Source organism: Streptomyces sp. NPDC042364, assembly GCF_056437585.1.
In genome coordinates this window covers 287,136-311,484 of record NZ_JBWKAJ010000003.1, presented here as the reverse complement: position 1 = coordinate 311,484, position 24,349 = coordinate 287,136, and the positions used below count along the sequence as shown (strand labels likewise).

Genomic DNA, 24,349 nt, shown 5'->3' with positions numbered 1-24,349 from the left:
CCCCACACCCTCGCGATCTTCAGAAAGAGGCACCGCATCACATGGAACTGTTCGACACCGCCACGGTGCTCACCCGCGTCCTGACCTCGGGCGTGGTGATGAGCATCGAGAAGAGCGACCGGGAGCTGCCCGGTCTGGAGCGGCTGCTCGGGAAGAAGACCGGGCGGAGCAAGGCCGTGCTGCTCAACAGCCGCACCGGGGCGATCCACGCCGCGCTGGCCGGCCAGGGGATCGGCCACGGCGACAGCGTCGCGCCGGCCGACGTGGACGCGGAGACCTCCGCGTTCCTCGCCTGGCTCGGCGTGAACGTCACCTCGTACGACGGACCTGCCGCGTACGACCACATCGCGCTGGACCCGGCGAACGCCGACCGGCTCGGCGAGTTGGCCGCGGGGGCCACCGCGCCGGCCCTCGTCGTGGACCTGACCGGCCTCGGCTTCGGTCCCGCCGCCGCCGTCCTCACCGACGACCCGAAACTCTGGGCCCGCGCCGAGCGGCTGAAGATCTTCGGCGCCCACGACCTGCGCACGATGTGGACACAGGAGGAGGCGGACGCCGACCTCGTGCCCGGAGTGCAGTTCAACTACCGGCTCAGCCCGCTCGTGGCCGCCTGTGTGCGGATGGCCCTGACCCAGGCGGCGCGGCCCGCCGCGACCTCCGGAGCGAAGCAGTCATGATCACCGATTTCCCGAACTCGCCCCTCCCGCTGCCCGATCCGGCCGACCTCGACGAGGAACTCGCCGCCCTCGGCGGCAGCGAGATCATCCCCAAGGCGCTGCGCCGCACGCTCTTCCCGGTCATCACCAAGGAAGACGTGTTCAACCTGATGCTCGCCCAGCGGCAGACCCCCGAGAAGGTCGTCGCCGACTTCGCCGAGGCCTACCGGCAGTACGTCGGGGCCGCCCACGCCCTGCCCACCGCCAGCGGCACGTCGAGCCTGCACATGGCGCTCGTCGGCGCCGGGGTGCGGCCGGGCGACGAGGTCATCGTGCCGGCCTTCACGTTCATCGCCACCGCGCAGGCCGTCGTCGCCGCCCATGCCGTTCCCGTGTTCGTCGACGTCGACCCGGTCACGTACTGCATGGACCCGGCCGCCGCCGCTGCCGCGGTCACCGAGCGGACCCGGGCGCTGATGCCGGTGCACGTGCACGGACTGCCCGCCGACGTCCCCGCGCTGCGCGCCCTCGCCGACCGGCACGGCATCGCCCTCGTCGAGGACGCCTCCCACGCCCACTCCGCGAAGATCGGCGACCGGGTCGCCGGCTCGTTCGGCGACGCGGCCGGGCAGAGCCTGATGGCCGACAAGAACTTCCCGCTCGGCGGCGAGGGCGGCATCGCCTTCTTCGCCACGGAGGAGGCGTACGGCCGGGCCGTGGACTACCTCGCGCGGCACGGCATCGACTACCGGATGTCGTGGATCGCCGCCGCCTTCGGCACCAGCCAGCTCAAGCGGCTGCCCTACTACGACGAGATCCGCGCCCGCAACGCCGCCCTGCTGGGCGAGGCCCTCGACGGCACCGGGCTGTTCACCCCGCCGCACGTGCCCGCCGGGCACGTCCACGCGTACAACATGTACCGGATCACCCTGCACCCCGGGGCCGTCGGGCTGGCGGACCTGCCCGTGCACGCGGTCAAGGAGGCCGTGCACGAGCTGCTCGTCGCCGAGGGCGTACCGGCTCGGGAGTGGCAGAACACGCCGATCCCCTGCCACCTGCCCTTCCGCCACCGCGACGGGTTCGGCAACGGCTACCCGTTCAGCCTCAACCCGGGCGCCGTGCGCGACCACCGGCCCGAGGACTTCCCCGTGACCCTCGGCATGCTCGACTCCACCCTCGTCCTCTGCCGCGAGCTGCGCTCCCCGGTCGAGTACGAGCGGATCCTGCGCTACGCCGACGCCTTCCGCAAGGTCGCCCGCCGCCCCGACGCCATCCGCAAACTCGTCGAGGAGCGCGACTACGTGCGGCCGTACGAGAAGGCGGCCCGCCTTGGCTGACACCGGCCTCTCACGACAGAAGATCAGGGTCGCCGTCGTCGGCGCCAGCGGATACACCGGGGGCGAGGTCATCCGGCTGCTCCTGGAGCACCCCCACGTCGAACTCGCCTTCCTGTCCGCCGAGCGGGCGGCCGGAGCCACCGTCGGCAGCGTCCACCCGTGGCTGCGCAACCACCCGAGGGCGGCGGGCCTGAAGTTCCGGCCGCTGGACCGGCTGGCGGACATCGACGCCGTCGACGTCGCCTTCGGCTGCCTGCCCACCGGCGCGCTGCCCGAGCGGCTGCCGCTGATCGCGGCCCACGCCAAGCGCGTGCTGAACCTGGGCGGCGACTTCCGGCTGCGGGCCGAGGACGAGGTGCGCGCGCACTACCCGAAGACCGCCGAGCACCCGCCGCTGGAGGACTTCGCCTACTACGTACCGGAGCTGAGCCCCGTGGTGCCGGACGGCAGGTTCGTCAACCTGCCCGGCTGCATGGCCGTCACCTCGATCTACGCCCTGTACCCGCTGTTCGCGGGCGCCGAGCCGCTCGCCACGGACCGGGTCGTCGTCGACGCCAAGACCGGCTCCACCGGTGGCGGCCGGGGCAGCGGCGAGCCGCCGGCCGAGCGCAGCGGCAACTTCCGGGTGCACAAGCTGTACGGGCACCGGCACGCGCCCGAGGTCCGGCAGGCCATCGCCGACTTCACCGGCGCGGCCGTCGACCTCCGGTTCTCCACCCACAGCCTCGACGTGGCGCGCGGCATCCTGGTCACCGCCTACGCCGAACTCCGGGACGGCGTCACCCCGTTGGACGTCAAGCGGGCCTACGCCAAGGCGTATGTCGGCAAGCCGTTCGTACGGGTGCGGCCCGCGCCCAAGGCGCCGCAGGACTTCCCGATGCTGAAGGCGGTCGTCGGCTCGAACGTCGCCGAGGTCGCCATCGCGGTCCAGGGCGGCCAGGTCGTCGCCGTCGCCGCGCTCGACAACCTCATCAAGGGCGCGGCCGGACAGGCCGTCCAGGCCATGAACCTCGTCCACGGCCTCGACGAGACCGCCGGACTGCCCACGACGGCGGTGTCCCCATGACGTCACTGACGGAACACCCGACGACCGTGACCGACCAGTCGGCCGCGCCGGCCGCGCCGGCCGCGCCGGCCGTGGCACCGGTCGCGCGGGCCGCCGCGTACGCCTCCCGGTCCACCCGGCCCCTGTACGTCATCAAGGCCGGCAGCGCGACCCTCGACCGGGGCGCGATCCACAAGGAGCTGGCCGATCTGGTGGCCCGGGGTGCCCGGGTGCTGCTCGTCGCGGGCGGCGCCACCGGCATCGAACGCCACTACACGTCCATCGGACGGCCCATGCCCCAGCTGCGGCTGGCCGGCGGCGACTCGGTGCGCTACTGCCCGCCGGAGGAGATGGCCCACCTCGTCGACGCCTACGAGCGGGTCACGCTGCCCGCCGTGGAACGGGAGCTGCGGGCGCTCGGACTGACCGTGTTCACCTCGGTGGCCGCGCGCGGCGGACTCGTCACCGGCAGGGCCAACCGCCCTCTGAAGACGGTCTCCGCCGAGGGCCGGACCGTGGTCGTCCGCGACCACCGGGCCGGTGTGCCCACCGACGTCGACACCGACGGGCTGACGGCGCTGCTGGAGGCGTACGACGTGGTCTGTCTGTCGCCGCCGGTCGCCGACCCGGCCGGCGGGGCCCCGCTGAACGTGGACGCCGACGTCGTCGCCGCCGTCCTGACCGGCGCGCTCGGCGCCGACCACCTGCGGCTGGTCACGGGCACCGCCGGGCTGCTGACCGACCCGGCCGACCCGCGCTCGACGCTCCTCGACGCCTATCCGGGCGAGGGCGCCCGGTACGCGGGCGGCAGGATGCGGCAGAAGGTGCGGGCCGCCGAGATCGCCATGCGGGACAGCGGCGCCGACGTCGCCATCACCGGCCCGCACACCATGGGCGAGCCGTCGGGCTGGACACGGTTCTGGCGCACCAAGGAGCCCGCCGCCGACCTCGGTCTGCTCACCCGTGTGGCCTGCGTGCCCTCCGTCTCGCGCGACGAGGCCGAACTCGCCGGCTACCTCGCCGAGTGGTGCCGGGAGCGCGGCATGGACGCCCATGTCGACGAGGCGGGCAACCTGGTCGCCACCCGCGGCGACGGACCCCGCCGGCTGATGCTCCTCGGTCACCTCGACACGGTCCCGCACCACTGGCCCGCCGAGTGGCGCGAGGGCGAGCTGTGGGCCCGCGGCAGTGTCGACGCCAAGGGCAGCCTGGCGGCCTTCCTGGAGGTCCTCGCCCACGCGGACATCCCCGAGGACGGCCGGCTGTGCGTGGTCGGCGCCGTCGAGGAGGAGATCTCCTCCTCCAAGGGCGCCTTCTTCGCCCGCGACCGCTACCCGGCCGACGCCGTCGTCATCGGCGAGCCCAGCGGCTCGGGCACCCTGACCCTCGGCTACTTCGGACTGTTCAAGCTCCGGATCACCGCCTCCGTGCCCAGCGGCCACTCCGCCGGGATGGACGCGGTCTCCGCGCCGGACCACCTCATCGACGTGCTCGGCCGCGTCCGGGCCGCGGTGCTCGCCGAGGTGCCGGACGCGCTCAGCGCCGTCATCGACGTCCACGTGGACAACGGCCGGGAGCGCAGCACCGCCACCGGCATCCTCAACTTCCGGGTGCCGCCCAAGGCCGACGTGGAGACACTCAGGGCCGTCGCGCTGGGCCACGCCCGCGAGGACGTACGGGTCGAGGTGCTGCGCGCCACCCCCGGTCACGCCGGCGGCCGGTCCAGCGCCCTGGTCAAGGTCTTCACCCGGGCCTTCGCCCAGGCCGGGATCAGGCCCCGCTTCGTGGTGAAGAAGGGCACGTCCGACATGAACACCCTTGCCACGACCTGGCACGACGTGCCGATGGTCGCGTACGGGCCGGGCGACTCCTCCCTGGACCACACCGACGAGGAACGCATCGACCCCATGGAGTACCGCACCGCCCGCTCACTGCTCGCCGACGCGGTCAACCGGTGGTTCACCCTGCCCGAGGGGAGCAGGCGATGACCACGACCGTCCTCGAACAGCCCCTTCAGGAAGACGAATTGCAGGCCGTGCTCGCCGACCGTGCCGTCCGGGCCCGCCGGCTGGTCGTCGACATGGCGGCGAGCCCGCGCGGCTGCCACCTCGGCGGCAGCCTCTCCGTCCTCGACATCCTGATCGCCGCCCTGCACCGCGCCTCCGCCGGCGACGGCACCGAGGTCGTCCTCAGCAAGGGCCACGCGGCCGCCGGCCTCTACGCGGCCCTGTACGTCAGCGGCATCCTCCCGGAGAACCCGGCCCCGCTGTACGGCCTCGCCGGCCACCCCTACACCGGCCACCCCGGCCCCAAGGTGCCCGGCGTCCGCTTCCCCACCGGCAGCCTCGGCCACGGCGTCCCGTACGCCGCCGGCTGGGCGCTGTCCCAGCGGCTCTCCGGCGACCACGGGCTCGGCATCGCCGTCGCCGGTGACGGCGAGCTGCAGGAGGGCCTGGTCTGGGAGACCTGCCAGGTCGCCGCCGCCCAGGAGCTGGGCACCTTCGTCCTCGTCGTGGACCGCAACGGCGGCCAGAACGACGGGATGGTGGCCGACATCTCCCCGCTGCCCCGGCTCGCCGAGCGGTTCGCCGCGTTCGGGTTCGACGTCGCCGAGGCCGACGGACACGACCTCGCCGCCCTCACCGCCCTGTTCGCCGAGGACCGCACGGCCGCCCGCAGGCCCCTGGCCGTCATCGCGGACACCGTCAAGGGCAAGGGCGTACGCGCGGTCGAGGGCAGACCCGGCTGCCACTACGTGACCATCGACGAGGCGCGCGCCGCCAAGTGGAAGCGGGGTGTCCGATGACCACCACGGGCGAGCGGGCCGGCGTCCTCACCGCTCGGACGCCCGAGACCCCCGCGGCCGAGCCTGCCGCGCCCCGCACCGACGAGCGCCCGGTGACCCTGTCCGGGCGCGACGCCTACCGGGACGAGCTGACCCGGCTCGCCGGCTCCGACGACACGATCGTCTGCCTGGAGGCGGACCTGGGCGGCAAGGGACACCCCTTCCAGACCGCCCACCCGGAGCGCTTCTTCAACCTCGGGATCGCCGAGGGCGCCATGGTGGACATGGCGGCGGGCCTCGCGGCCGGCGGCCACAAGCCGTTCGTGAGCACCTTCGCCCCCTTCGCCGCGCTGCGCGCCGCCGAGAGCCTGAAGCTGACCCTCGGCTATCTGGCCGCCGGAGTCACGGTCGTGGCACCGTACGCCGGGGTCTCCGGCGCCTGGTTCGGGACCACCCACCACTGCCTGGAGGACCTCGCGATCCTGCGCAGCGTGCCCGGCGTGACCATCGCCGCCCCGTACGGCGACGCCGAGATGCGCGCGGTGGTGCGGGAGGCCGTCCGCTCCGGGCGCCCGCACTACATCCGTACCGGACGCAACGCCACATACGCGTCCCTGCCCCTGCCGCTGCCCGGCGGCGAACTGCCGCTGGTGAACTGGGAGTTCAGGGCCGGGCCCGACGACGTGTGCCTGGTCTCCGTCGGTGAGGAGGGCACCCGGCTCGCCCTCGCCGCCCGGCGGGCCGCCCCCGGCACCGCCCACGCCCACCTGGTCTACCTCGACCACGAGAACCTGGCCCGCGCCGCCGCCGAACTCGCCCGCCACCACTGCCGGTTCGTGGTCGTCGAGGAGCACCGCGGCCAGGGCGGCGTGGCGGAGGCGCTCGCGCTGCTTCTGCCGGACCACCGTGTCACCTCCGTCAGCGCGGACCGGAGCTGGCCCGCGCACGGCGGCGACCACGAGGAGGTCATGGCCGCCCTCGGCCTGGACCTGCCCGCCGTGCTCGCCGCGGTCGACAAGGCAGGGGCGCGGGCGCACGTCGGCACTGGCTGAGCTTCGCGTCACCCCGCAATCACCCACCACCCACACCGACTTCAGGAGTCCCCGTGCACATCCTCATGATCGAATGCAACCCCAACGGCATGGCCGGCATCGCCAACGCCCTGGACCTCGGCCACGACGTCACCCTCGTCTCCGTCGACCCCGACTTCTACCTCGCGGTCTCCCCGCTCACCGAGGCCGCCTACGCCCACCCCAACTGCCGGGTGATCAGGAGCGAGAAGGCGTTCTCCATCGAGGAGCTGACGGCGCTGGCCCGCACGATCCACGCCGAGCGCCCGGTCCACGGTGTCACCACCTACAGCGAGTACCACACCGTGCACACGGCGGCCGTCGCGGAGGCGCTCGGCCTGCCCGGCATGAGCGTCGACGGCGCCCGCAACGCCCGCCACAAGCACCTCACCCGCCTCACCCTCGACGGCAAGGGCATCCGCCAGCCGCGCTTCGCGCACGTCTCCGACCCGGCGAAGGTCGAGGCGGCCGTCCGCGAGATCGGCTTCCCCTGCGTGGTGAAGCCCTCCGACGGCACCGCCAGCCTGCATGTGCTGCACCTGAAGGACGAGGACGACCTGGCGGCGTACCTCGTGGAGCTCGCGGACGTCGTCGACTACGGGCGCGGCGTCGTCCGCATCCCCGACATCCTGATCGAGGAGTTCGTCACCGGTGAGCTGATCTCCGTCGAGTCCTGCGTCCTCGGCAAGGGCGAGGTCGTCAACCTCGGCCTGACCGACCGTCCGCTGAGCGGCTTCCCGCACTTCATCGAGATGGGCGCCACCTACTTCACCGGGCACCCGCTCCAGGACGAGCTGTTCGCGATGACCACGAGGGTCCTCGACGAGCTGGGCGTCGACTTCGGCTTCATCCACACCGAGTTCCTGCTCGGCCCCGACGGCCCGGTGCTGTGCGAGGTCAACGGCCGGCTCATCGGCGGCATCGTGCCGAGCCTGATGCAGATCAGCTCCGGCGTCGACGCCTATCTGGAGGTCATCCGCCAGGCCCTCGGCGAGCGCCCCGAGCTGCCCTTCCCCGGCGAGACCATCGCCGGCGGCCACTGGTTCGGCTCCCCGGTCGCCGGCACCGTCGAGTCCATCGGCTTCGACCGGCTCCAGGACCTGCCCGGCTTCCACAGCGCCCTCGCCTACAAGAAGCCCGGCGTCGAGGTCAGCCGCCTCTCCAAGAGCAACTTCGACTGGATCGGCCACATCATCTTCACCGGCGCCGACCGCGACGAGGTCAACAAGCGCAACGAGGACGCCCTGGACGCCATCGACCTGCGGCTGAAGGTCGAGGCGGCCCGATGAGCCAGGCCGTACGCGGCCGCACGGGACCGGTCACCCTGCGCGGGGTGGCCGTTCCGGCCCTCGACCCCGGCGCCCTCTACGACGTCACGACCGAGGACGGCGTCTACACGGCCCTCACCCCCGCCGGCGCCCGCCGGGGCGGCGAGCTCGAACTGTGGCCCGGCTACACCGAGACCCACGCCCATGTCTCGCTCCCCGCGAACTGGGACGACACGGTCGAGGACCCCCGGATCGTGGCCCTCCAGTACCTGTACCACGGGGTCTCCCACGTGGTGGACATGTTCGGTTTCCCGCTGGTCGCCGACGCCTGGGCGGCCGGCCGGGAGGCCTCCCCGTGGCCGTACCCGGAGATCGTGCACTGCGGCTACGCGGTGACCGCGACCACCGACGCGGCCGGCCGCACCGGCCACGGCGTGGAGTTCCCGGCCCCCGTCCACATGCTCGCCGTCGAGTCCGACCTCGACCACGCGCTGCGCGCCAACGCCGAGCGCGGCGGCACCTTCCTGAAGGTGATGTTCACCGACGGCACCGAGCAGCCGGGCAGCCCGGTCCGCTTCTCCCGCCTCTCGGAGCGGGTGCTGCGCTTCACCGCCCGGATGGCCGCCGAGCGCGGGGTCACGGCGGTCATCGACTGCAACACCCTCCAGGAGACCCGCTGGGCGTACGCGTGCGGCTTCCGCCTCTTCGCCCACACCGTCCGGGACCGCACGCTCGACGCGGCCGACTGGAAGGAGTTCGCGGGAGCGCGGTTCGTCTCCACGCTCGCCGGCCTCCGCCCGATGATCATGACCGGCGAGGAGTTCCTGGCCGAGTACTCCCGCGAGGGCTTCGCCGAGACCCAGGACGTCCGCAACCTCGACTTCGTCAAGGGCATCGAGAAGCCGTACGGCATCGAGTACGGCGTCCAGGAGACCCGCACCGCCGCCCTCGCCGACATGCGGCGCAACGCGCTCGCCGCGCTCGGCCGGGGCGACCTGCTGGTCGGCACCGACTCCGGCAACACCGGCGCCTACCACGGCTACTCCCTGCTCGGCGAGCTGGACCTGCTGCGCGGCGACGACGCCTCACTGGACCCGGCGCTGCGCCACCAGGCCACGGTCGGCGGCCGCCGCTACTTCGACGAGCTGCGCGGCGCCCCGGCGGGCGCGCACCCGCTGAGCGCGGGCGCCGACGCCACCTACAACCTGCTGCACGGCTCCGCCCCAGACCGCCCGCTGTCGGCGCTGCCCGTGAGGACGGTCGTCCGGGGCGTGGAGATCGACCGCGCGGCCCTCGCCCGCGCGATATCCGCCCTGCGGGCCGCCCAGGCAGGGACCGAACCGAAGGGAATGGCCGCGTGACCATCGAACGCAGGCGGGCACTGATCGGCGTGAACGCCGGTATCTTCCTCGCCCACATCGGGAACTTCATCTGGTTCCCCGTCCTCGTCGCCTCCCTCGGCGGCACCGACAGCGGCTTCTGGGCCGGTGTCGTGATGTGCATGACGTACGTCGGCCGGCTCGCCGCCACGTTCTGCTACGAGGGGGTCGCCTCCCGCATCGGCATCCGGGGAGCGGTCTTCGCGGGCACCGCCATGGAGGCGGTCGCGCTGGGCCTGATGGGCTTCGGCAGCGGCGTCGCCGTCTACAGCGCGCTGGCCTTCCTCATCGGGCTCGGCTCCGGCACCGCCTTCCCGGGCCTGAAGAACATCCTCGTCTCGTACCCCGACGACGAGCGCCCGAAGGCCTTCTCGACCTTCCAGATGTCGGCGCAGGTGGGCCTCTTCGGCGGCGCGCTGGTGGGCGGTCTGCTGGCCGACGTCGACCTGCGCACCCTCTTCTCGGTCGTCTTCGCGATCTTCATCGGCTTCTGCCTGGCGTCCTCGGCGTTCATCCCGAGGGACGGCTTCGGGGAGGCCGCGCGGAGGCCGGCGGAGCGGGTGCCGCTGTTCAGCACGGCCGTCTTCAAGGGCATCGAGGTCCGCGGCGCCACCCGCTACTTCCTGCTGTCGGCCGTCTTCTGGTTCCTCTCCATCGGCTTCATGGTCGGCATCCCGCTGCACATGGAGGAGTACGCGCCGGGCTGGGCGCCGTCCGCGCCGTTCTGGATCACGGGCCTGAGCGTGCTGGTGCTCCAGTACCCGCTGTTCAAGTTCCTGATCAAGCACCTCCGCCCGGGTGCGGTGATGGCGGTGGGCCTGGCCGGGATGACGGTGGCGTTCACGGCGTTCGGCGCGGGCCGCTCGGTGCCGTGGATCGTCGTGGGCTGCCTCACGGTCGTCCTGGGCGAGATCCTCTTCGTCCCGTCCTTCGACATCTGGGTCGCCCGCAAGGTCCCCGCGGACCGCCTCGCCAAGGCGATGGGCGCGATGCACTTCTTCCGCAGCGCCGGCAACATGATCGGCTCCCTCCTGGCGGGCGCCCTGTTCGACCTGGCGACATCCCGGGACGTACCGGGCGGGAACTGGTACGTGGCCGCGGTGATCGCGGCGGTGTGCGCGGGGGTCTGTGTGTTCAGCGGGGGCGAGAGTGCGGCGGAGGAGCGGGCGGAGGCGGAGGCGGTGAGCGCCTAAGGGTTGTCCCGTAATCCCCGGCGGGCGCGCGACGCCGGCTACGGCACCTCGCCGCGTTGTCGGAACATCCGCATACATCCAGTATGCGGATGCCCCTCCGCCTTGCGATGCACCGCATCCGACGCCGCGCGCTGATCCACCGGGAATTACGGGACAACCCTTAGTGACTCGGGGGTGCGCCTCGCGTCGGCGGGTGCGGGTGGTTCGTGGTTTCTCGCGCCCACGCGGCGGAGCCGCATGTGTCACCGCCCGCGCCCCTGAGAGGCCGGGTCTGCGCCCGTCCTCTTCAGCCGAAGGGCGGGCCGCAGGCCCGATCCTTCAGGGGCGTGGGGAACCGCGCGTACAACCCCCACCCACCCGCAGTCGCCAACGACCCGTACCCCCGAGCTGTGGGGCGCCCGGCCCCGAAACATTCGCGGCGGGATGAAATCCGCAGCTGACCGCGTTGGTGTGTTCCGAACACATCCCGCACGACGACGAGGAGGGCACCGCGTGGCCGCGCGACAGGGGGAGGACGCCATGGGAGAGCCGGCGACGGAACCGGGGGCCGGGCAGGCCGCCGGATGGGCGCGCCGGCTCGCCGCGTACGCCTGGCGGTACCCCAAGGACGTCATCCTCGCCCTCGGCTCGTCCCTCGCCGGCATGGCCCTGATGGCCCTCGTCCCACTGATCACCAAGGTGATCATCGACGACGTCATCGGGGACAGGACCCGCGCCATGATGCCCTGGGCCGGCGCCCTCATCGGCTCGGCCCTCCTCGTCTACGTCTTCACCTACATCCGCCGCTACTACGGCGGACGCCTCGCCCTCGACGTCCAGCACGACCTCCGCACGGAGATGTTCGGGACGATCACCCGGCTCGACGGGCGCCGCCAGGACGAGCTGTCCACGGGCCAGGTCGTCGGCCGCGCCACCAGCGACCTCCAGCTCATCCAGGGCCTGCTCTTCATGCTGCCGATGACCATCGGCAACCTCCTGCTGTTCGTGATCTCCCTCGTCGTGATGGCGTGGCTGTCCATCCCGCTCACCCTGGTCGCGCTGGCCGTCGCCCCCGCCCTGTGGTGGATCGCCGTCCGCAGCCGCACCCGCCTCCACCCCGCCACCTGGTACGCCCAGGCCCAGGCCGCCGCCGTCGCGGGCGTCGTCGACGGCGCCGTCAGCGGCGTACGCGTGGTGAAGGGATTCGGGCAGGAGGAACAGGAGACCGGGAAGCTGCGCGAGGTGGGCCGGCGGCTCTTCGCCGCGCGGCTGCGCACCATCCGGTTCAACTCCAGGTACACCCCGGCCCTCCAGGCCGTCCCCGCGCTCGGCCAGGTCGCCATGCTGGCGCTCGGCGGCTGGCTCGCGGTGCGCGGGCACATCACGCTCGGCACCTTCGTCGCCTTCTCGACGTACCTCGCCCAGCTGGTCGGGCCCGTCCGCATGCTCGCCATGGTCCTCACCGTCGGCCAGCAGGCGCGGGCCGGCACCGAGCGGGTGCTGGAGCTGATCGACACCGAGCCGACGCTGACCGACGGGACGAAGACGCTGCCCGCCGACGCGCCCGCGACCGTCGAGTTCGACGACGTGTCCTTCGGCTACGACGACGGCCGCCCCGTGCTGAACGGGCTGAGCTTCGAGATCCGGCCCGGCGAGACCCTCGCCGTCGTCGGCTCCTCCGGCTCCGGCAAGTCGACCGTCTCGCTGCTGCTGCCGCGCTTCTACGACGTGAGCCGGGGCGCCGTCCTCATCGGCGGCCACGACGTCCGCGAGCTGACCCTCGACTCGCTGCGCGCCGCCATCGGCCTGGTTCCCGAGGACTCCTTCCTCTTCTCCGACACGGTCCGCAACAACATCGCCTACGGCCGCCCCGACGCCACCGACGAGCAGATCGAGGCGGCCGCCCGCGCCGCCCAGGCGGACCGCTTCATCGCCGAGCTGCCCGAGGGCTACGCCACCAAGGTCGGCGAACACGGCCTGACCCTCTCCGGCGGCCAGCGCCAGCGCGTCGCCCTGGCCCGTGCCATCCTCACCGACCCCCGGCTGCTGGTCCTCGACGACGCGACCTCCGCCGTGGACGCCCGTGTGGAGCACGAGATCCACGAGGCCCTCAAACACGTCATGGAGGGCCGCACCACCCTCCTGATCGCCCACCGCCGCTCCACCCTCAACCTCGCCGACCGCATCGCCGTCCTCGACCAGGGCCGCCTCGCCGACATCGGCACCCACGACGAGCTGGAGCGCCGCTCCGCCCTGTACCGCAGGCTGCTCACCGACCCCGACGAGCTGGGCGGCGTCTCACCCGGCCACCTGCGGCAGACGCCCGCCGGCGAGGACGCCGTGCCCGACTCGATACGGGACGAGCTGGACGCCGAGTTCGACGCCGAACGCGGCATCACGCCCCGGCTGTGGACCGGCGACCGGGAGCCCCGGGACGCCGCCTTCGCCGGCACCCCCGCCACCCCCGAACTCCTCGCCCAGGTCGAGGCGCTGCCCCCGGCGAAGGACACCCCGGACATCGACGAGGCCCGCGCGGTCGCCCCCGAGCGCTCGTACGGTCTCAGGCGACTGCTGCGCGGCTTCGGGCCGCCCCTGCTGCTGAGCCTGGCCCTGGTCGCGGTCGACGCGGGCATGGGCCTGCTGCTGCCCGTCCTGATCCGGCACGGCATCGACGAGGGCGTCTCCCAGGCCGTCCTCGGCGGGGTCTGGGCCGCCTCCCTGCTGGCCCTGCTCTCGGTCCTCGCCCAGTGGGCGGCCCAGGTCGGCGAGATCCGGATGACCGGCCGTACCGGCGAACGCGTCCTGTACTCGCTCCGGCTGAAGATCTTCGCCCAGCTCCAGCGGCTCGGACTCGACTACTACGAGCGGGAGCTGACGGGCCGGATCATGACCCGGATGACGACCGACGTGGACGCCCTGTCGACGTTCCTCCAGACCGGCCTGGTCACCGCGTTCGTCTCCGTCGTCACCTTCTTCGGCATCATGGGCGCCCTGGTCGTGATCGACGTACAGCTCGCCCTGGTCGTCTTCGCCACGCTCCCGCCGCTGGTCTTCTGCACGTTCTTCTTCCGCCGGGCGAGCGTGAAGGCGTACGAACTCGCCCGGGAGCGGGTCTCCGTCGTCAACGCCGACCTCCAGGAGTCGGTGGCCGGACTGCGGATCGTGCAGGCGTTCCGGCGCGAGAAGGACGGCGGCGAGCGGTTCGCGGCCGGCAGCGACAGCTACCGCAGGGCCCGGGTGCACGGCCAGTGGCTGATCTCGGTCTACTTCCCGTTCGTGCAGTTCCTGGCGTCGGTCGCGGCCGCGGCGGTGCTCATCGTGGGCGCCCGGCGGGTCGACGCGGGCACCCTGACGACCGGTGCCCTGGTGGCGTACCTGCTCTACATCGACCTGTTCTTCGCCCCGGTCCAACAGCTCTCCCAGGTCTTCGACGGCTACCAGCAGGCCACCGTCTCCCTGGGCCGCATCCAGGAGTTGCTCCAGGAGCCGACGTCCACGAAGTCCGCCGACAAGCCCCTGGAGGTGCGGTCGCTGCGCGGCGACATCGCCTTCGAGGGTGTGGACTTCAGGTACGGCGGCTCCACGGGAGAGGAGGTGGCGCTCAGCGGCGTCGACCTGAGGATCCCGGCCGGGCAGACCGTCGCCTTCGTCGGCGAGACCGGCGCCGGGAAGTCCACCCTCGTCAAGCTGGTCGCCCGCTTCTACGACCCCACCGGCGGCCGGGTCACGGTCGACGGCACCGACCTGCGCGACCTCGACATCGCGTCCTACCGGCACCGGCTGGGCGTCGTCCCGCAGGAGGCGTACCTCTTCCAGGGCACCGTCCGGGACGCCATCGCCTACGGCCGCCCCGACGCCACCGACGCCGAGGTGGAGGCCGCCGCGCGGGCCGTCGGCGCCCACGACATGATCGCCACCCTCGACGGCGGCTACCTCCACGAGGTCGCCGAACGCGGCCGCAACCTCTCCGCGGGCCAGCGCCAGCTGATCGCCCTCGCGCGCGCCGAGCTGGTGAACCCGGACGTCCTGCTGCTGGACGAGGCGACGGCCGCGCTCGACCTGGCCACCGAGGCCCAGGTCAACCAGGCCACCGACCGGCTCGCCGGCCGCCGCACCACGCTCGTCGTGGCCCACCGTCTCACCACCGCGGCCCGCGCCGACCGGGTCGTCGTCATGGACCACGGCCGCGTCGCCGAGGACGGCACCCACGAGGAACTCCTCGCCCGCGACGGACGGTACGCGCAGCTCTGGCGGACCTTCGTGGGCGAGCCGGTGATGAAGGCGTAGGCGACCTCCGTAGCCTTTCCCTCCGGTCGCGCAACCGTTCGGGCCCTGTTGCGCGTCCGAATACCAGTACGCATCTGTGGTGGGAGGGACAGACGGTGAGCAGGGGTACGAAGGGAGCGATACGCCGGCCGATGGCGTGCGCGCTGGCCGTACTGACCCTGGCCGGGCTGCTGGCCCTGGCCGGTCCCGCGGGCAGCGCGACGGCGGCCTCGTCCTGCGCCGGACGCAAGGTGCGGACCCTGACCTTCGACGCCGGGACCGTGCACGTCTACCGCAAGGGCACCCGGTACGTGTGCGCCGTGCTCGTGCCCCGCAAGCAGGCCATGGGCAAGGGCGGACCGAAGGCCCGCAGGGGCACCATCCGCATCCGGGCGTGGGCCGGGCAGTGGGTGCGGAACAAGAAGCACCCGGCGGGCCCCGTCACCGTCCACGCGGGCCGGCGCCCCGTGTGCGTCCACGCGCGGGTCGGCTCCCGGCACTACACCTCGGGCTGGATCCTGCGCTGAACACCCGCCGCGGCCGGGGCAACCGCCGCGCCGCACCCCGGACCGAACCGCACCACCGCACCACCGCACACAGGGTTTTCCCTATCCCCGCCATCTGCGCCTGAAAGCAGTCCGGTTGGCCCCTTTCTTCCCTGGTGCCCCGGCGGCCGCTCCGATAGCTTCCGGCGCACAGCCGTTCCATAGGGGAGAGAACGCATGCGCAAAGCGCTCAGGTGGGTGCTGTCGCTCGTGGTGCTCATAGGCACACTGAGCACGGCGGGCGCGGCCACCGCCGCCCAGCCGGACACCACCGACATCAAGGACCGACTGCTCGCGATACCGGGCGTGAGCCTCATCGAGGAGAAGCCCTACCCGGGCTACCGCTTCTTCGTCCTCAACTTCACGCAGCCGGTCGACCACCGCCACCCGGCCAAGGGCACCTTCCAGCAGCGGATCACCGTCCTGCACAAGGACACCAGCCGCCCGACGGTCTTCTACACCGGCGGCTACAACGTCTCCACGACACCGAGCCGCCGCGAGCCCACGCAGATCGTGGACGGCAACCAGGTCTCCATGGAGTACCGCTTCTTCACGCCGTCCCGCCCGGCCCCGGCCGACTGGACCAAGCTGGACATCTGGCAGGCCGCCAGCGACCAGCACCGCATCTTCAAGGCGTTCAAGAAGATCTACGACAAGAAGTGGATCTCCACGGGCGGTTCCAAGGGCGGTATGACCGCCACGTACTACGAGCGCTTCTACCCGAAGGACATGGACGGCGTCGTCGCCTACGTCGCCCCCAACGACGTGGTCAACAAGAAGGACGCGGCGTACGACCGGTTCTTCGCGAACGTCGGCACCAAGGAGTGCCGCGACCGGCTGAACGCGGTGCAGCGCGAGGCGCTGGTGCGCCGTGAGCCGCTGGAGAAGAAGTACGCGGAGTTCGCCGCCGCCGAGGGCCTCACCTTCAACACCATCGGCAGCCTCGACAAGGCGTACGAGGCCGTCGTCCTCGACTACGTGTGGGGCTTCTGGCAGTACAGCCTGCTCGCCGACTGCGACGGCGACAGCATCCCCAAGAACGCCAAGGCCGCCACCGACGACGAGATCTGGAACTCGATCGACTCGATCTCGGGCTTCTCCGCCTACGCCGACCAGGGCCTGGAGCCGTACACGCCGTACTACTACCAGGCGGGCACGCAGCTCGGTGCGCCGACCATCAAGTTCCCGCACATCGAGAAGAAGTACATCCGCTACGGCTACCAGCCGCCGCGGAACTTCGTCCCGCGGGACATCAGGATGAAGTTCCAGCCGCACGCCATGCGGGACGTCGACACCTGGGTCCGCAACAACGCCCGCCACATGCTCTTCGTGTACGGCGAGAACGACCCGTGGGGCGCCGAGCCGTTCCACCTCGGCAAGAAGGCGCGTGACTCGTACGTCTTCACGGCCCCCGGCGCCAACCACGGCGCCCGTGTCGCCGGCCTCGTCGAGTCGGAGAAGGACCTCGCCACGGCCCGCATCCTGAAGTGGGCGGGCGTCGCCCCGGTCGCGGTCCAGCAGGACGCGAGCAAGGCGAAGCCGCTCGCGAAGTTCGACTCCAAGCTCGACAAGCGGGACGTCGAGCGCGAGATGACGCTGCGTCCGTAACACCACGCACGACCGGAGCCCCGGTGCCGCCCGACGGCGGCACCGGGGCTCGACTGCACTCGGACACCGCGTGACTCAGGTGGCTCAGGTGGCTCAGGTGGCCTCGGTGTCCAGAGCCACCCAGCCGGCCTTGGTCGAGGGCGCGTAGAGGATGCCGCCGGCGACGAGGGGTTCGGTGTCGAGGCCGGTGTCGAAGCCGCTCTCGTCGTCCAGGTACGGCACGCTGTGCTGGTACACCAGCTTGCCGGTTCGCGCGTCGAAGGCGGCGGCGCCCCGGCTGTTGACGACGTAGACCCGGTCACCGGCCTGGATGGGCGGCGCGTCGGTCTGGCCCTTGCCGGGGATCGGCACCCGCCACAGCTCCTTGCGCCGGGCCGCGTCGACGCAGACCAGTTCGCCGCCCGTGGCGGTGGCCGCCACGTACATCACCCGGCCCGGTGTCACCGACAGCTCGGGTCCGTCCTGTCCGGCGCCCAGGGTCGCTCCGGCCTCTGTGCGGGTCACCTCGGCACCCTTGGCCAGTTCCATGCGGAGCACCCCCTGGCCCGACGGCGCCGAGTACTTGTCCACGGCGGCGCAGTACAACTGCGGCCTGCCGTCCTCCTCCAGCAGTGCCTCCGTGCCGGGCGAGCAGACCGCGGGCAGCTTGAAGGAGGCGAGGCGCCTGCCGCTGTCCTTGTCGAGGACGGTGACGTAGTCGTCGCCGATCTCGGTGTCCTTGGTGGAGAACACGTAGAACCGGTCGCCCAGCACCCGTTGCCCGGCCGTGCCGCTCCTGCTGGGGAAATGGGAGCCCCCGACCCAGGGCTTGGTGCCCGTACGCGCGTCGACGGAGTACACCGTGCCGTCCTCGGTGAGCGAGTACACCCGCTCGCCGTCGCTCATCAGGCGCTCGGCGAGCACCGCCGTGGCATAGCGCCACTTCACGGAGCCGTCGGCGAGCGAGAGCCCCACGAGACGGTCGCCGACGTTGACGACCGCGACGCCACCCACGACGACCGGGCTGTTCTGGCTCCCGTACGTCGAGACCTTGCTGTTGCGCCACAGCTCCTTGCCGGTGGCCGCGTCGATCCGGACGGCCCAGTCGCCGAAGCACACGAGGGACGAGTCGGCGTACACGCAGTCGCTGTTCTGGAGGTTGTACTGCCACTGCCGCCAGCCGTCCGGGCGGCGCTCCGCACTGTCGTGGTACGCGTACGAGAAGTTGCCGGAACCGGACTGCGCCGCGATGTACTCGGCGGAGCCCTTCGGCTGGCTCGTCACCGTCCGCGGCCGAGTCGTGGGACCGGTCCCCGCGTCGTCCCCGCCCTCCCGGAACCCGTACACCAGCCCGCCCGCGATCGTGCTCACCGCCACGACCGCAGCCGCCACGGACAGCACCCGCCGACGGCGCCCGCGCCGGGGCGGGGGAGTGGGGAGGCGGCCCAGGTCCGTCGTCACGGAACCCAGGTCCGTCGTCACGGACCCCGTGTCCGTGGCGTCGGAGGCGGTGTCGTCGTCCGCGTCGGCGTCGGACGCGTCGGCGTCGGACGCGGGGTCGCCGCCCCGGCCCGCGTCCCCGGCGGTGTCGGTCTCCGCGCCCGCGTCCGTCGGGGTGCCCGTCTCCCCGTCCGGCGCGGCGGCGGCGGCGGTGGCTTGCGGGGCCGGTGCCGTCGGGGTTGCGGGCCCGTCCAGGGTGCCCGGATACGCGTCGGTCAGCAGCGAGAGCAGCTCCGCCGCGTTTGGACGGTCCTCCGGCTCCTTGGCCAGGCAGCGCTCGACCGTCGGCCGCAGCCAGCCGGGCAGGGCGTCCAACTTCGGTGGCTCGTGCACCAGTTGGTACACCATCGTGTACACGTCCGTCGCGTCGAACGGCACCCGGCCGCTCGCCGCGTATGTCACCACCGAGCCCAGCGAGAAGATGTCGCTGCCCGGCCCGACGTCCTTCCGGGCGCGTATCTGCTCCGGCGACATGAACGGCGGGGTGCCGATCGTGACGCCGGTGCCCGTGAGCCCTGGGGCCGTGAGCACGGAGTCGTCGGCCGCGCGCACGATGCCGAAGTCGATGACCCGGGGCCCGTCGTCGGCCAGCAGCACATTGCCCGGCTTGAGGTCGCGGTGCACGATCCCGACGCGGTGGATGTCCCGCAGCGCCTCCGCGAGCCCGGTCGCGAGACGGTACAGCTCCTCGTCGGTGAGGGCGGGCCCCTTGGTGACCCGCTCGTCCAGCGGCTGCCCCGGCACGAAGAGGGTCGCCATCCAGGGCGGGTCGGCATCCGGGTCGGCGTCCACGACGGGCGCGGTGAAGGCCCCGCTGACCTGCCGGGCGGCGGTCACCTCACGCCGGAAACGGCCGCGGAAGTCGGGCTGATGGGCGAGGTTGCCGCGGATCACCTTCACGGCGACCTGGCGGCCCGAGGGCGACGTACCTAGGTAGACATGGCCCATGCCGCCGGAGCCGAGGTGGGAGTCGATGCGGTAGCCGGGGATCTCCGGCAGTTCCTCCTTGCCCGGAGCGCCCTGGGCATCCTGGGCCATCGTTCCCCCACCGTCGTCGTACGGACCGTAAGCGGATGATATCGATCCGGCATACGGCCGTTCGGAGGGGTGCTCGGCGGGGAAGTCGTGAACACCGCGCGCCGCGGCCCGCGTTCACACGGACCGGGCGCATCCGACCGGTCTGCCGCCGCCCAGCCGCACATACAGGTCCGTCGAGACGGGGCACCGCGCCCTCTCCTCGACGACGGCCGTGAGCCGGTACTCCGGGGCGTGCCCGCCGCTGCCGTCGCAGGCGGTCTCGCGGACCTCGCCGCGCCCGGCGGCGTAGACGCAGTCGCCGGCGATGGTCCGGGGCCCTCCGCCGCCGCCGGGGTCGCCCGGGTGCGGCGGCTGGAGCTTGCGCATGCAGGCGTAGCCCCGCGGTATCGCGCCGTCGCCGCCCCCGTCCGTGCCGGTGGGGCGCCGCGACTCGCCGATGTGGAGGACGAAGTCGGTGGTCGCCGGGCACGGCGGCCCCTGCGAGGCCGTTCCGTCGTGCCGGGCGACGACCCGGGCGGCGGCACGCTCGCCGGCGCAGGGCACCTCGGTGAAGCTGGTCGTCCCGAAGGAACTGCACTCGTCGATCCCGAGGAACACGGTCCCGTGGCCGGCCGGCACGGTGGGCGCGGTGCCTCCCGGCCGCGCCTCGGGCTCCGAACCCGGACCGCCCGGACCACCCGGCCAGACCTGACAGCCGGACACCAACGCCCCGGCCAGCACGACGGCCGCGGCGAGCACACCGGCCCGCCCGCCGACGCGACCTGCCCGCGCGCGAACGCGACGCACCCCTCGCATGATCACCCTCCGACGCACGGCCTCCAGCGTGACCCGGCGGCGGGGAGCCCTGCCCGGCATACGGGGCGCTTTGCGTACGTTGGGGGTGGTGCGCTGGGGGCACGGCGTAGGCACCGTACGGCAGGACCCGTAGGCCGGGCTCCCGCACGCCGGGCCCTGTGATCAGGAGCGGTACCTCAGCCCGTGTCCGATGGGGTAGAGCACCCGGGCCGGGTCGTCGGCCCGCTGCACCGGCACCGGCAGCCGCCCGCGCGGCGCGACACGCCCGGCCAGTACCCGCGCGGCGGCCCGCACCTCGACGTCCGTCCACGAGTAGGCGGCCAGGCAGCCCTTCACCCGCGGCAGTCGCGCCACGTCGTACGGGTTGCGGAGCGCCACCGCGACCACCGGTACGCCGGTGTCGAGGAGCCGTTCGACGAGGGTCTCCTGGGTGCTGCCCGCCGTCACGTTGTACGTCCCCACGACCACCGCGTCCTTGCCGCGCGCCGCCGCGACCGCCTGGTCGATGACGGCCTGCGTGGGGGCCGTACCGGTGGGCAGGCGGCTCGTGGTGAAGCCGAGGGAGGCGAGTTCGGCGGCGAGGACGGCCGTCGGCGGGCCCGTGGTCCCCGAGGGGGACGCGGGGTCGGCGCCGACCACCAGCACGTTCCTGTGCGTACGCCGGGACAGCGGTAGCAGCGAGCCCTCGTTGACCAGCAGGGTCGTGGTCCGCTCGGCGATCCGGTCGGCGGCGTCGAGATGCCGCCGGATGCCCACCACCCGGTCGACACCCGCGTCACTGACGTACGGCTTCTCGAACAGCCCCAGCTTCGCCTTGAGCCGCAGGATGCGCAGGACCGACCGGTCGAGACGGGACTCGGACAGCTCCCCGGCGCGTACGGCGTTCAGCACCGCGTTCCACGCGATGTCCAGCGAGGGCGGGTTGAGGAGCTGGTCGACACCGGCCTTCAGCGCCAGCACCGGCACCTGGTCGTCGCCGTACTTCTCCCGTACGCCCTGCATGCCGAGCGAGTCGGTGACCACCACCCCGTCGTAGCCGAGCCGTTCACGCAGGATGCCGGTGAGGACGGGGCGCGAGAGGGTGGCGGGGTCGCCCGAGGGATCGAGGGCGGGGACCATGATGTGCGCGGTCATGATCGAGTCGATGCCGGCCCGGATCGCGGCCCGGAACGGCGGCGCGTCGAGGGCCTCCCACTGCTCCCGGGTGTGCTCGATGACGGGGAAGCCGTAGTGGCTGTCGACGGCCGTGTCCCCGTGTCCCGGGAAGTGCTTGGCGGTCGCCGCGACCCCGGCCCCCTGATACCCCTTCACCTGCGCGGCGACCAGGCCGGCGACGGCCGCCGGATCGGCGCCGAAGGAGCGGACGCCGATGACCGGGTTGGCCGGGTTGACGTTCACGTCGGCGACGGGGGCGTAGTCCTGGCGGATGCCGAGCGCGCGGAGTTCGGCCCCGCCGATCCGGCCGGCCTCGCGGGCGTCGGTCCGCGAACCTCCCGCGCCGAGGGCCATCGCACCCGGCAGCAGCGTCGCGGGCCTGCCGACCCGCGCCACGATGCCGTGCTCCTGGTCGGTGGCGATCAGCACGGGCAGCCCGCGCGGCAGGCCGAGGGAGGCACGCTGGATGCCGTTCGACAGCGCGGCGATCTGGTGCGGGTCCCGGGTGTTGTGCGCCCAGGAGAAGTAGATGATCCCGCCGACCCGGTACTTCGCCAGCAGCTCGGCGGCCGTCCGGACGCCGATCTCCCGGAGGTTGGCATCGATGTCGGCCTGGTCGGGCGCGGTCGCGGAATGCCCGTAGACCCGCATCACGAAGAGATGACCGACCTTCTCTTCCAGCGTCATACGGGAGACGAGACGGCCGAGTCTCCTGTCGTCGGGGGTGCCGGCCTGTGCGGTGGGGCCGACCGCCAGGGCCGCGGTGACGCCCGCCGAGGCGGCGAGGACGGTACGTCTGGAGGGCACGTGCGCTCCTTCCGGAGAAGATCCACTGAAGGAAACTTCCGAGGAGTCACGAATATCCGGGAAGTTTCTTCCGGTCAAGGGACCGCACGGGAACGCGGCGGGCGGCCGCGGGGGAGGGGCCGTCACCGGCGCTGTCGGAGGGGGCGCGCCGGTGACGGCGTGCTGCCGGCCGCAGGCGGTGGAGAGGGGTGGTCAGCGATCGCAGCCAGCGGCGAGGCCGACGGGCCGCGCTGCGGAGACTCACCCGGCAGCATGCCGGTTGGACGGGGCGGGGCGGGTCCGGGTTCCCGGGGAGGGGCGGGATCTCGGAAATTGGTGGGGGTGGGGGTGTCGGGGCGCGTGAGGGGAAGGGGGTTCGGGTTCGTCGGCGTCCGCGGGTGGTTCGTGGTTTCTCGCGCAGTTCCCCGCGCCCCTGAAGAGCGACCGGGGCTGCGCCCCGTGCCTCTCAACGGCGCCGTTCGGCCGCAGGCGCACGCCTTCCGGGGGAGGGCGGGCCGCAGGCCCGTCCCTCCAGGGGCGCGGGGAACTGCGCGAGAAACCACGACGCACCCGCACCCGCCAGAACCACCCGCACCCCCGAGCCATGAGGCGCCCGGTCCACCTGGCGGACGCCACCACGCGCGGCGGCGCTCGGGCGCGACCATGGCCCCATGCCCCTCGTGCACATCCCCGGTTCCAAGTCCATCACCGCCCGCGCCCTCTTCCTCGCGGCCGCCGCCGACGGAGTCACCACGCTCAGCCGCCCCCTGCGGTCCGACGACACCGAGGGCTTCGCCGAGGGGCTGACCCGGCTCGGCTACCGCGTGGGCCGCACCCCCGACACCTGGCGGGTCGACGGCCGCCCGCAGGGCCCCGCCGTCACCACCGCCGACGTCTACTGCCGCGACGGCGCCACCACGGCCCGCTTCCTGCCGACCCTGGCCGCCGCCGGCCACGGCACCTACCGCTTCGACGCCTCCGCCCAGATGCGCCGCCGCCCCCTCGCCCCCCTCACCAGGGCCCTGCGGGACCTCGGCGTCGACCTGGTGCACGAGGAGGCCGAGGGCCACCACCCGCTGCGCATCAGGGCGAACGGCGTCACCGGCGGCGACGTCACCCTCGACGCCGGCCAGTCCTCGCAGTACCTCACCGCCCTGCTGCTCCTCGGCCCGCTCACCCGCGACGGTCTCCGCATCAAGGTGACCGACCTGGTCTCGGAGCCGTACGTCGAGATCACCACGGCGATGATGCGTGCCTTCGGCGCGGACGTCCGCCGCACGGACGACGGCACCGGCATCACCTACGCGGTCGCGCCCGGCGGCTACCGTGCGACGGCCTACGCCGTCGAGCCGGACGCCTCCACCGCGAGCTACTTCTTCGCCGCGGCCGCCCTCACCGGCACCGAGGTCACCGTCCCCGGCCTCGGCACCGGCGCGCTCCAGGGCGACCTGCGCTTCGTGGACGTACTGCGCCGGATGGGCGCCCGGGTCGACGTACGGGACGACCGGACGACCGTCACGGGCACCGGCCGACTGCGCGGCCTCACCGTCAACATGCGGGACATCTCCGACACCATGCCGACCCTCGCCGCGATCGCCCCGTTCGCCTCCGGGCCGGTCCGTATCGAGGACGTCGCCAACACCCGGGTCAAGGAGTGCGACCGGCTCGACGCCTGCGCGGAGAACCTCCGGCGGCTGGGCGTGGAGGTCGCCACCGGGCCCGACTGGATCGAGATCAGCCCGGGGGCGCCCACGGCCGGCGCGGACATCAGGACGTACGGCGACCACCGCATCGTCATGTCCTTCGCGGTGACGGGACTTCGGGTGCCCGGCATCACCTTCGACGACCCCGGCTGCGTACGGAAGACCTTCCCGGACTTTCACGCGGAGTTCGGGGCGGCGTTCGCGGAGCTTCGGCGGGGAATGTCCGGCGGCCCGTCGGCCAACTGAACGCCCGTACAGCAGC

Annotated in this window: 16 protein-coding genes; 13 read left to right on the top strand and 3 right to left on the bottom strand. The window is 72.8% G+C overall.

Translation table 11 applies throughout. The annotated features are described in order from the left end of the window. The first annotated feature begins 41 nt into the window (after positions 1 to 41). The 12 genes from AC067N_RS07860 (at position 42) to AC067N_RS07805 (ending at position 17,131) form a co-directional block, all read left to right on the top strand. Positions 42 to 677, top strand: a complete 636-nt coding sequence (locus AC067N_RS07860) for a PLP-dependent aminotransferase family protein (RefSeq protein WP_478678019.1) — start codon at positions 42 to 44, stop codon at positions 675 to 677. After that, a complete protein-coding gene (locus AC067N_RS07855) occupies positions 674 to 1,993 on the top strand; it encodes a DegT/DnrJ/EryC1/StrS family aminotransferase (RefSeq protein ID WP_478678018.1) in 1,320 nt (439 codons plus the stop codon). Before AC067N_RS07860 ends, AC067N_RS07855 begins: the two co-directional genes overlap by 4 nt. Next, positions 1,986 to 3,059: an N-acetyl-gamma-glutamyl-phosphate reductase gene (gene argC / locus AC067N_RS07850; RefSeq protein WP_478678017.1), complete on the top strand. Its 1,074-nt coding sequence runs from the start codon at positions 1,986 to 1,988 to the stop codon at positions 3,057 to 3,059. The genes AC067N_RS07855 and argC overlap by 8 nt, the downstream gene beginning before the upstream one ends. Further along, a complete protein-coding gene (locus AC067N_RS07845) occupies positions 3,056 to 5,026 on the top strand; it encodes a M20/M25/M40 family metallo-hydrolase (protein ID WP_478678016.1) in 1,971 nt (656 codons plus the stop codon). Before argC ends, AC067N_RS07845 begins: the two co-directional genes overlap by 4 nt. Next, on the top strand, positions 5,023 to 5,844 hold the full coding sequence (locus AC067N_RS07840; protein ID WP_478678015.1) for a thiamine pyrophosphate-dependent enzyme: 822 nt from the start codon (positions 5,023 to 5,025) through the stop codon (positions 5,842 to 5,844). Before AC067N_RS07845 ends, AC067N_RS07840 begins: the two co-directional genes overlap by 4 nt. After that, a complete protein-coding gene (locus AC067N_RS07835; protein ID WP_478678014.1) occupies positions 5,841 to 6,875 on the top strand; it encodes a transketolase family protein in 1,035 nt (344 codons plus the stop codon). Before AC067N_RS07840 ends, AC067N_RS07835 begins: the two co-directional genes overlap by 4 nt. 53 nt (positions 6,876 to 6,928) lie before the next feature. Continuing rightward, positions 6,929 to 8,182, top strand: a complete 1,254-nt coding sequence (locus AC067N_RS07830) for an ATP-grasp domain-containing protein (protein ID WP_478678013.1) — start codon at positions 6,929 to 6,931, stop codon at positions 8,180 to 8,182. Next, on the top strand, positions 8,179 to 9,522 hold the full coding sequence (locus AC067N_RS07825; RefSeq protein ID WP_478678012.1) for an amidohydrolase family protein: 1,344 nt from the start codon (positions 8,179 to 8,181) through the stop codon (positions 9,520 to 9,522). Before AC067N_RS07830 ends, AC067N_RS07825 begins: the two co-directional genes overlap by 4 nt. Then, positions 9,519 to 10,733, top strand: a complete 1,215-nt coding sequence (locus AC067N_RS07820; RefSeq protein WP_478678011.1) for an MFS transporter — start codon at positions 9,519 to 9,521, stop codon at positions 10,731 to 10,733. The genes AC067N_RS07825 and AC067N_RS07820 overlap by 4 nt, the downstream gene beginning before the upstream one ends. A gap of 519 nt (positions 10,734 to 11,252) precedes the next feature. Continuing rightward, positions 11,253 to 14,999, top strand: a complete 3,747-nt coding sequence (locus tag AC067N_RS07815) for an ABC transporter ATP-binding protein (RefSeq protein ID WP_478678292.1) — start codon at positions 11,253 to 11,255, stop codon at positions 14,997 to 14,999. Positions 15,000 to 15,130: 131 nt separating this feature from the next. Next, the gene (locus AC067N_RS07810; protein WP_478678291.1) at positions 15,131 to 15,505 is read left to right on the top strand and encodes a hypothetical protein; all 375 of its coding nucleotides are present in this window, start codon (positions 15,131 to 15,133) and stop codon (positions 15,503 to 15,505) included. Between the two features lie 195 nt (positions 15,506 to 15,700). Beyond that, on the top strand, positions 15,701 to 17,131 hold the full coding sequence (locus tag AC067N_RS07805) for a S28 family serine protease (protein ID WP_478678010.1): 1,431 nt from the start codon (positions 15,701 to 15,703) through the stop codon (positions 17,129 to 17,131). 93 nt (positions 17,132 to 17,224) lie between these two features. On the opposite strand, the gene AC067N_RS07800 is transcribed toward AC067N_RS07805, so the two are convergent. The 3 genes from AC067N_RS07800 to AC067N_RS07790 all read right to left on the bottom strand — a co-directional run bounded on the left by AC067N_RS07800 (position 17,225) and on the right by AC067N_RS07790 (position 22,405). Further along, complete coding sequence (locus AC067N_RS07800; protein WP_478678009.1) at positions 17,225 to 19,648, bottom strand: protein kinase domain-containing protein; 2,424 nt, start codon at positions 19,646 to 19,648, stop codon at positions 17,225 to 17,227. A 114-nt stretch (positions 19,649 to 19,762) separates the two neighbouring features. Continuing rightward, on the bottom strand, positions 19,763 to 20,434 hold the full coding sequence (locus AC067N_RS07795; RefSeq protein ID WP_478678008.1) for a hypothetical protein: 672 nt from the start codon (positions 20,432 to 20,434) through the stop codon (positions 19,763 to 19,765). A gap of 171 nt (positions 20,435 to 20,605) precedes the next feature. Further along, entirely contained in the window at positions 20,606 to 22,405 is a 1,800-nt protein-coding gene (locus AC067N_RS07790) for a glycoside hydrolase family 3 protein (RefSeq protein WP_478678007.1), read from the bottom strand. A gap of 650 nt (positions 22,406 to 23,055) precedes the next feature. Here AC067N_RS07790 and aroA point away from each other — a divergent pair. After that, a complete protein-coding gene (gene aroA / locus AC067N_RS07785) occupies positions 23,056 to 24,333 on the top strand; it encodes a 3-phosphoshikimate 1-carboxyvinyltransferase (protein ID WP_478678006.1) in 1,278 nt (425 codons plus the stop codon). Positions 24,334 to 24,349 lie beyond the last annotated feature (16 nt).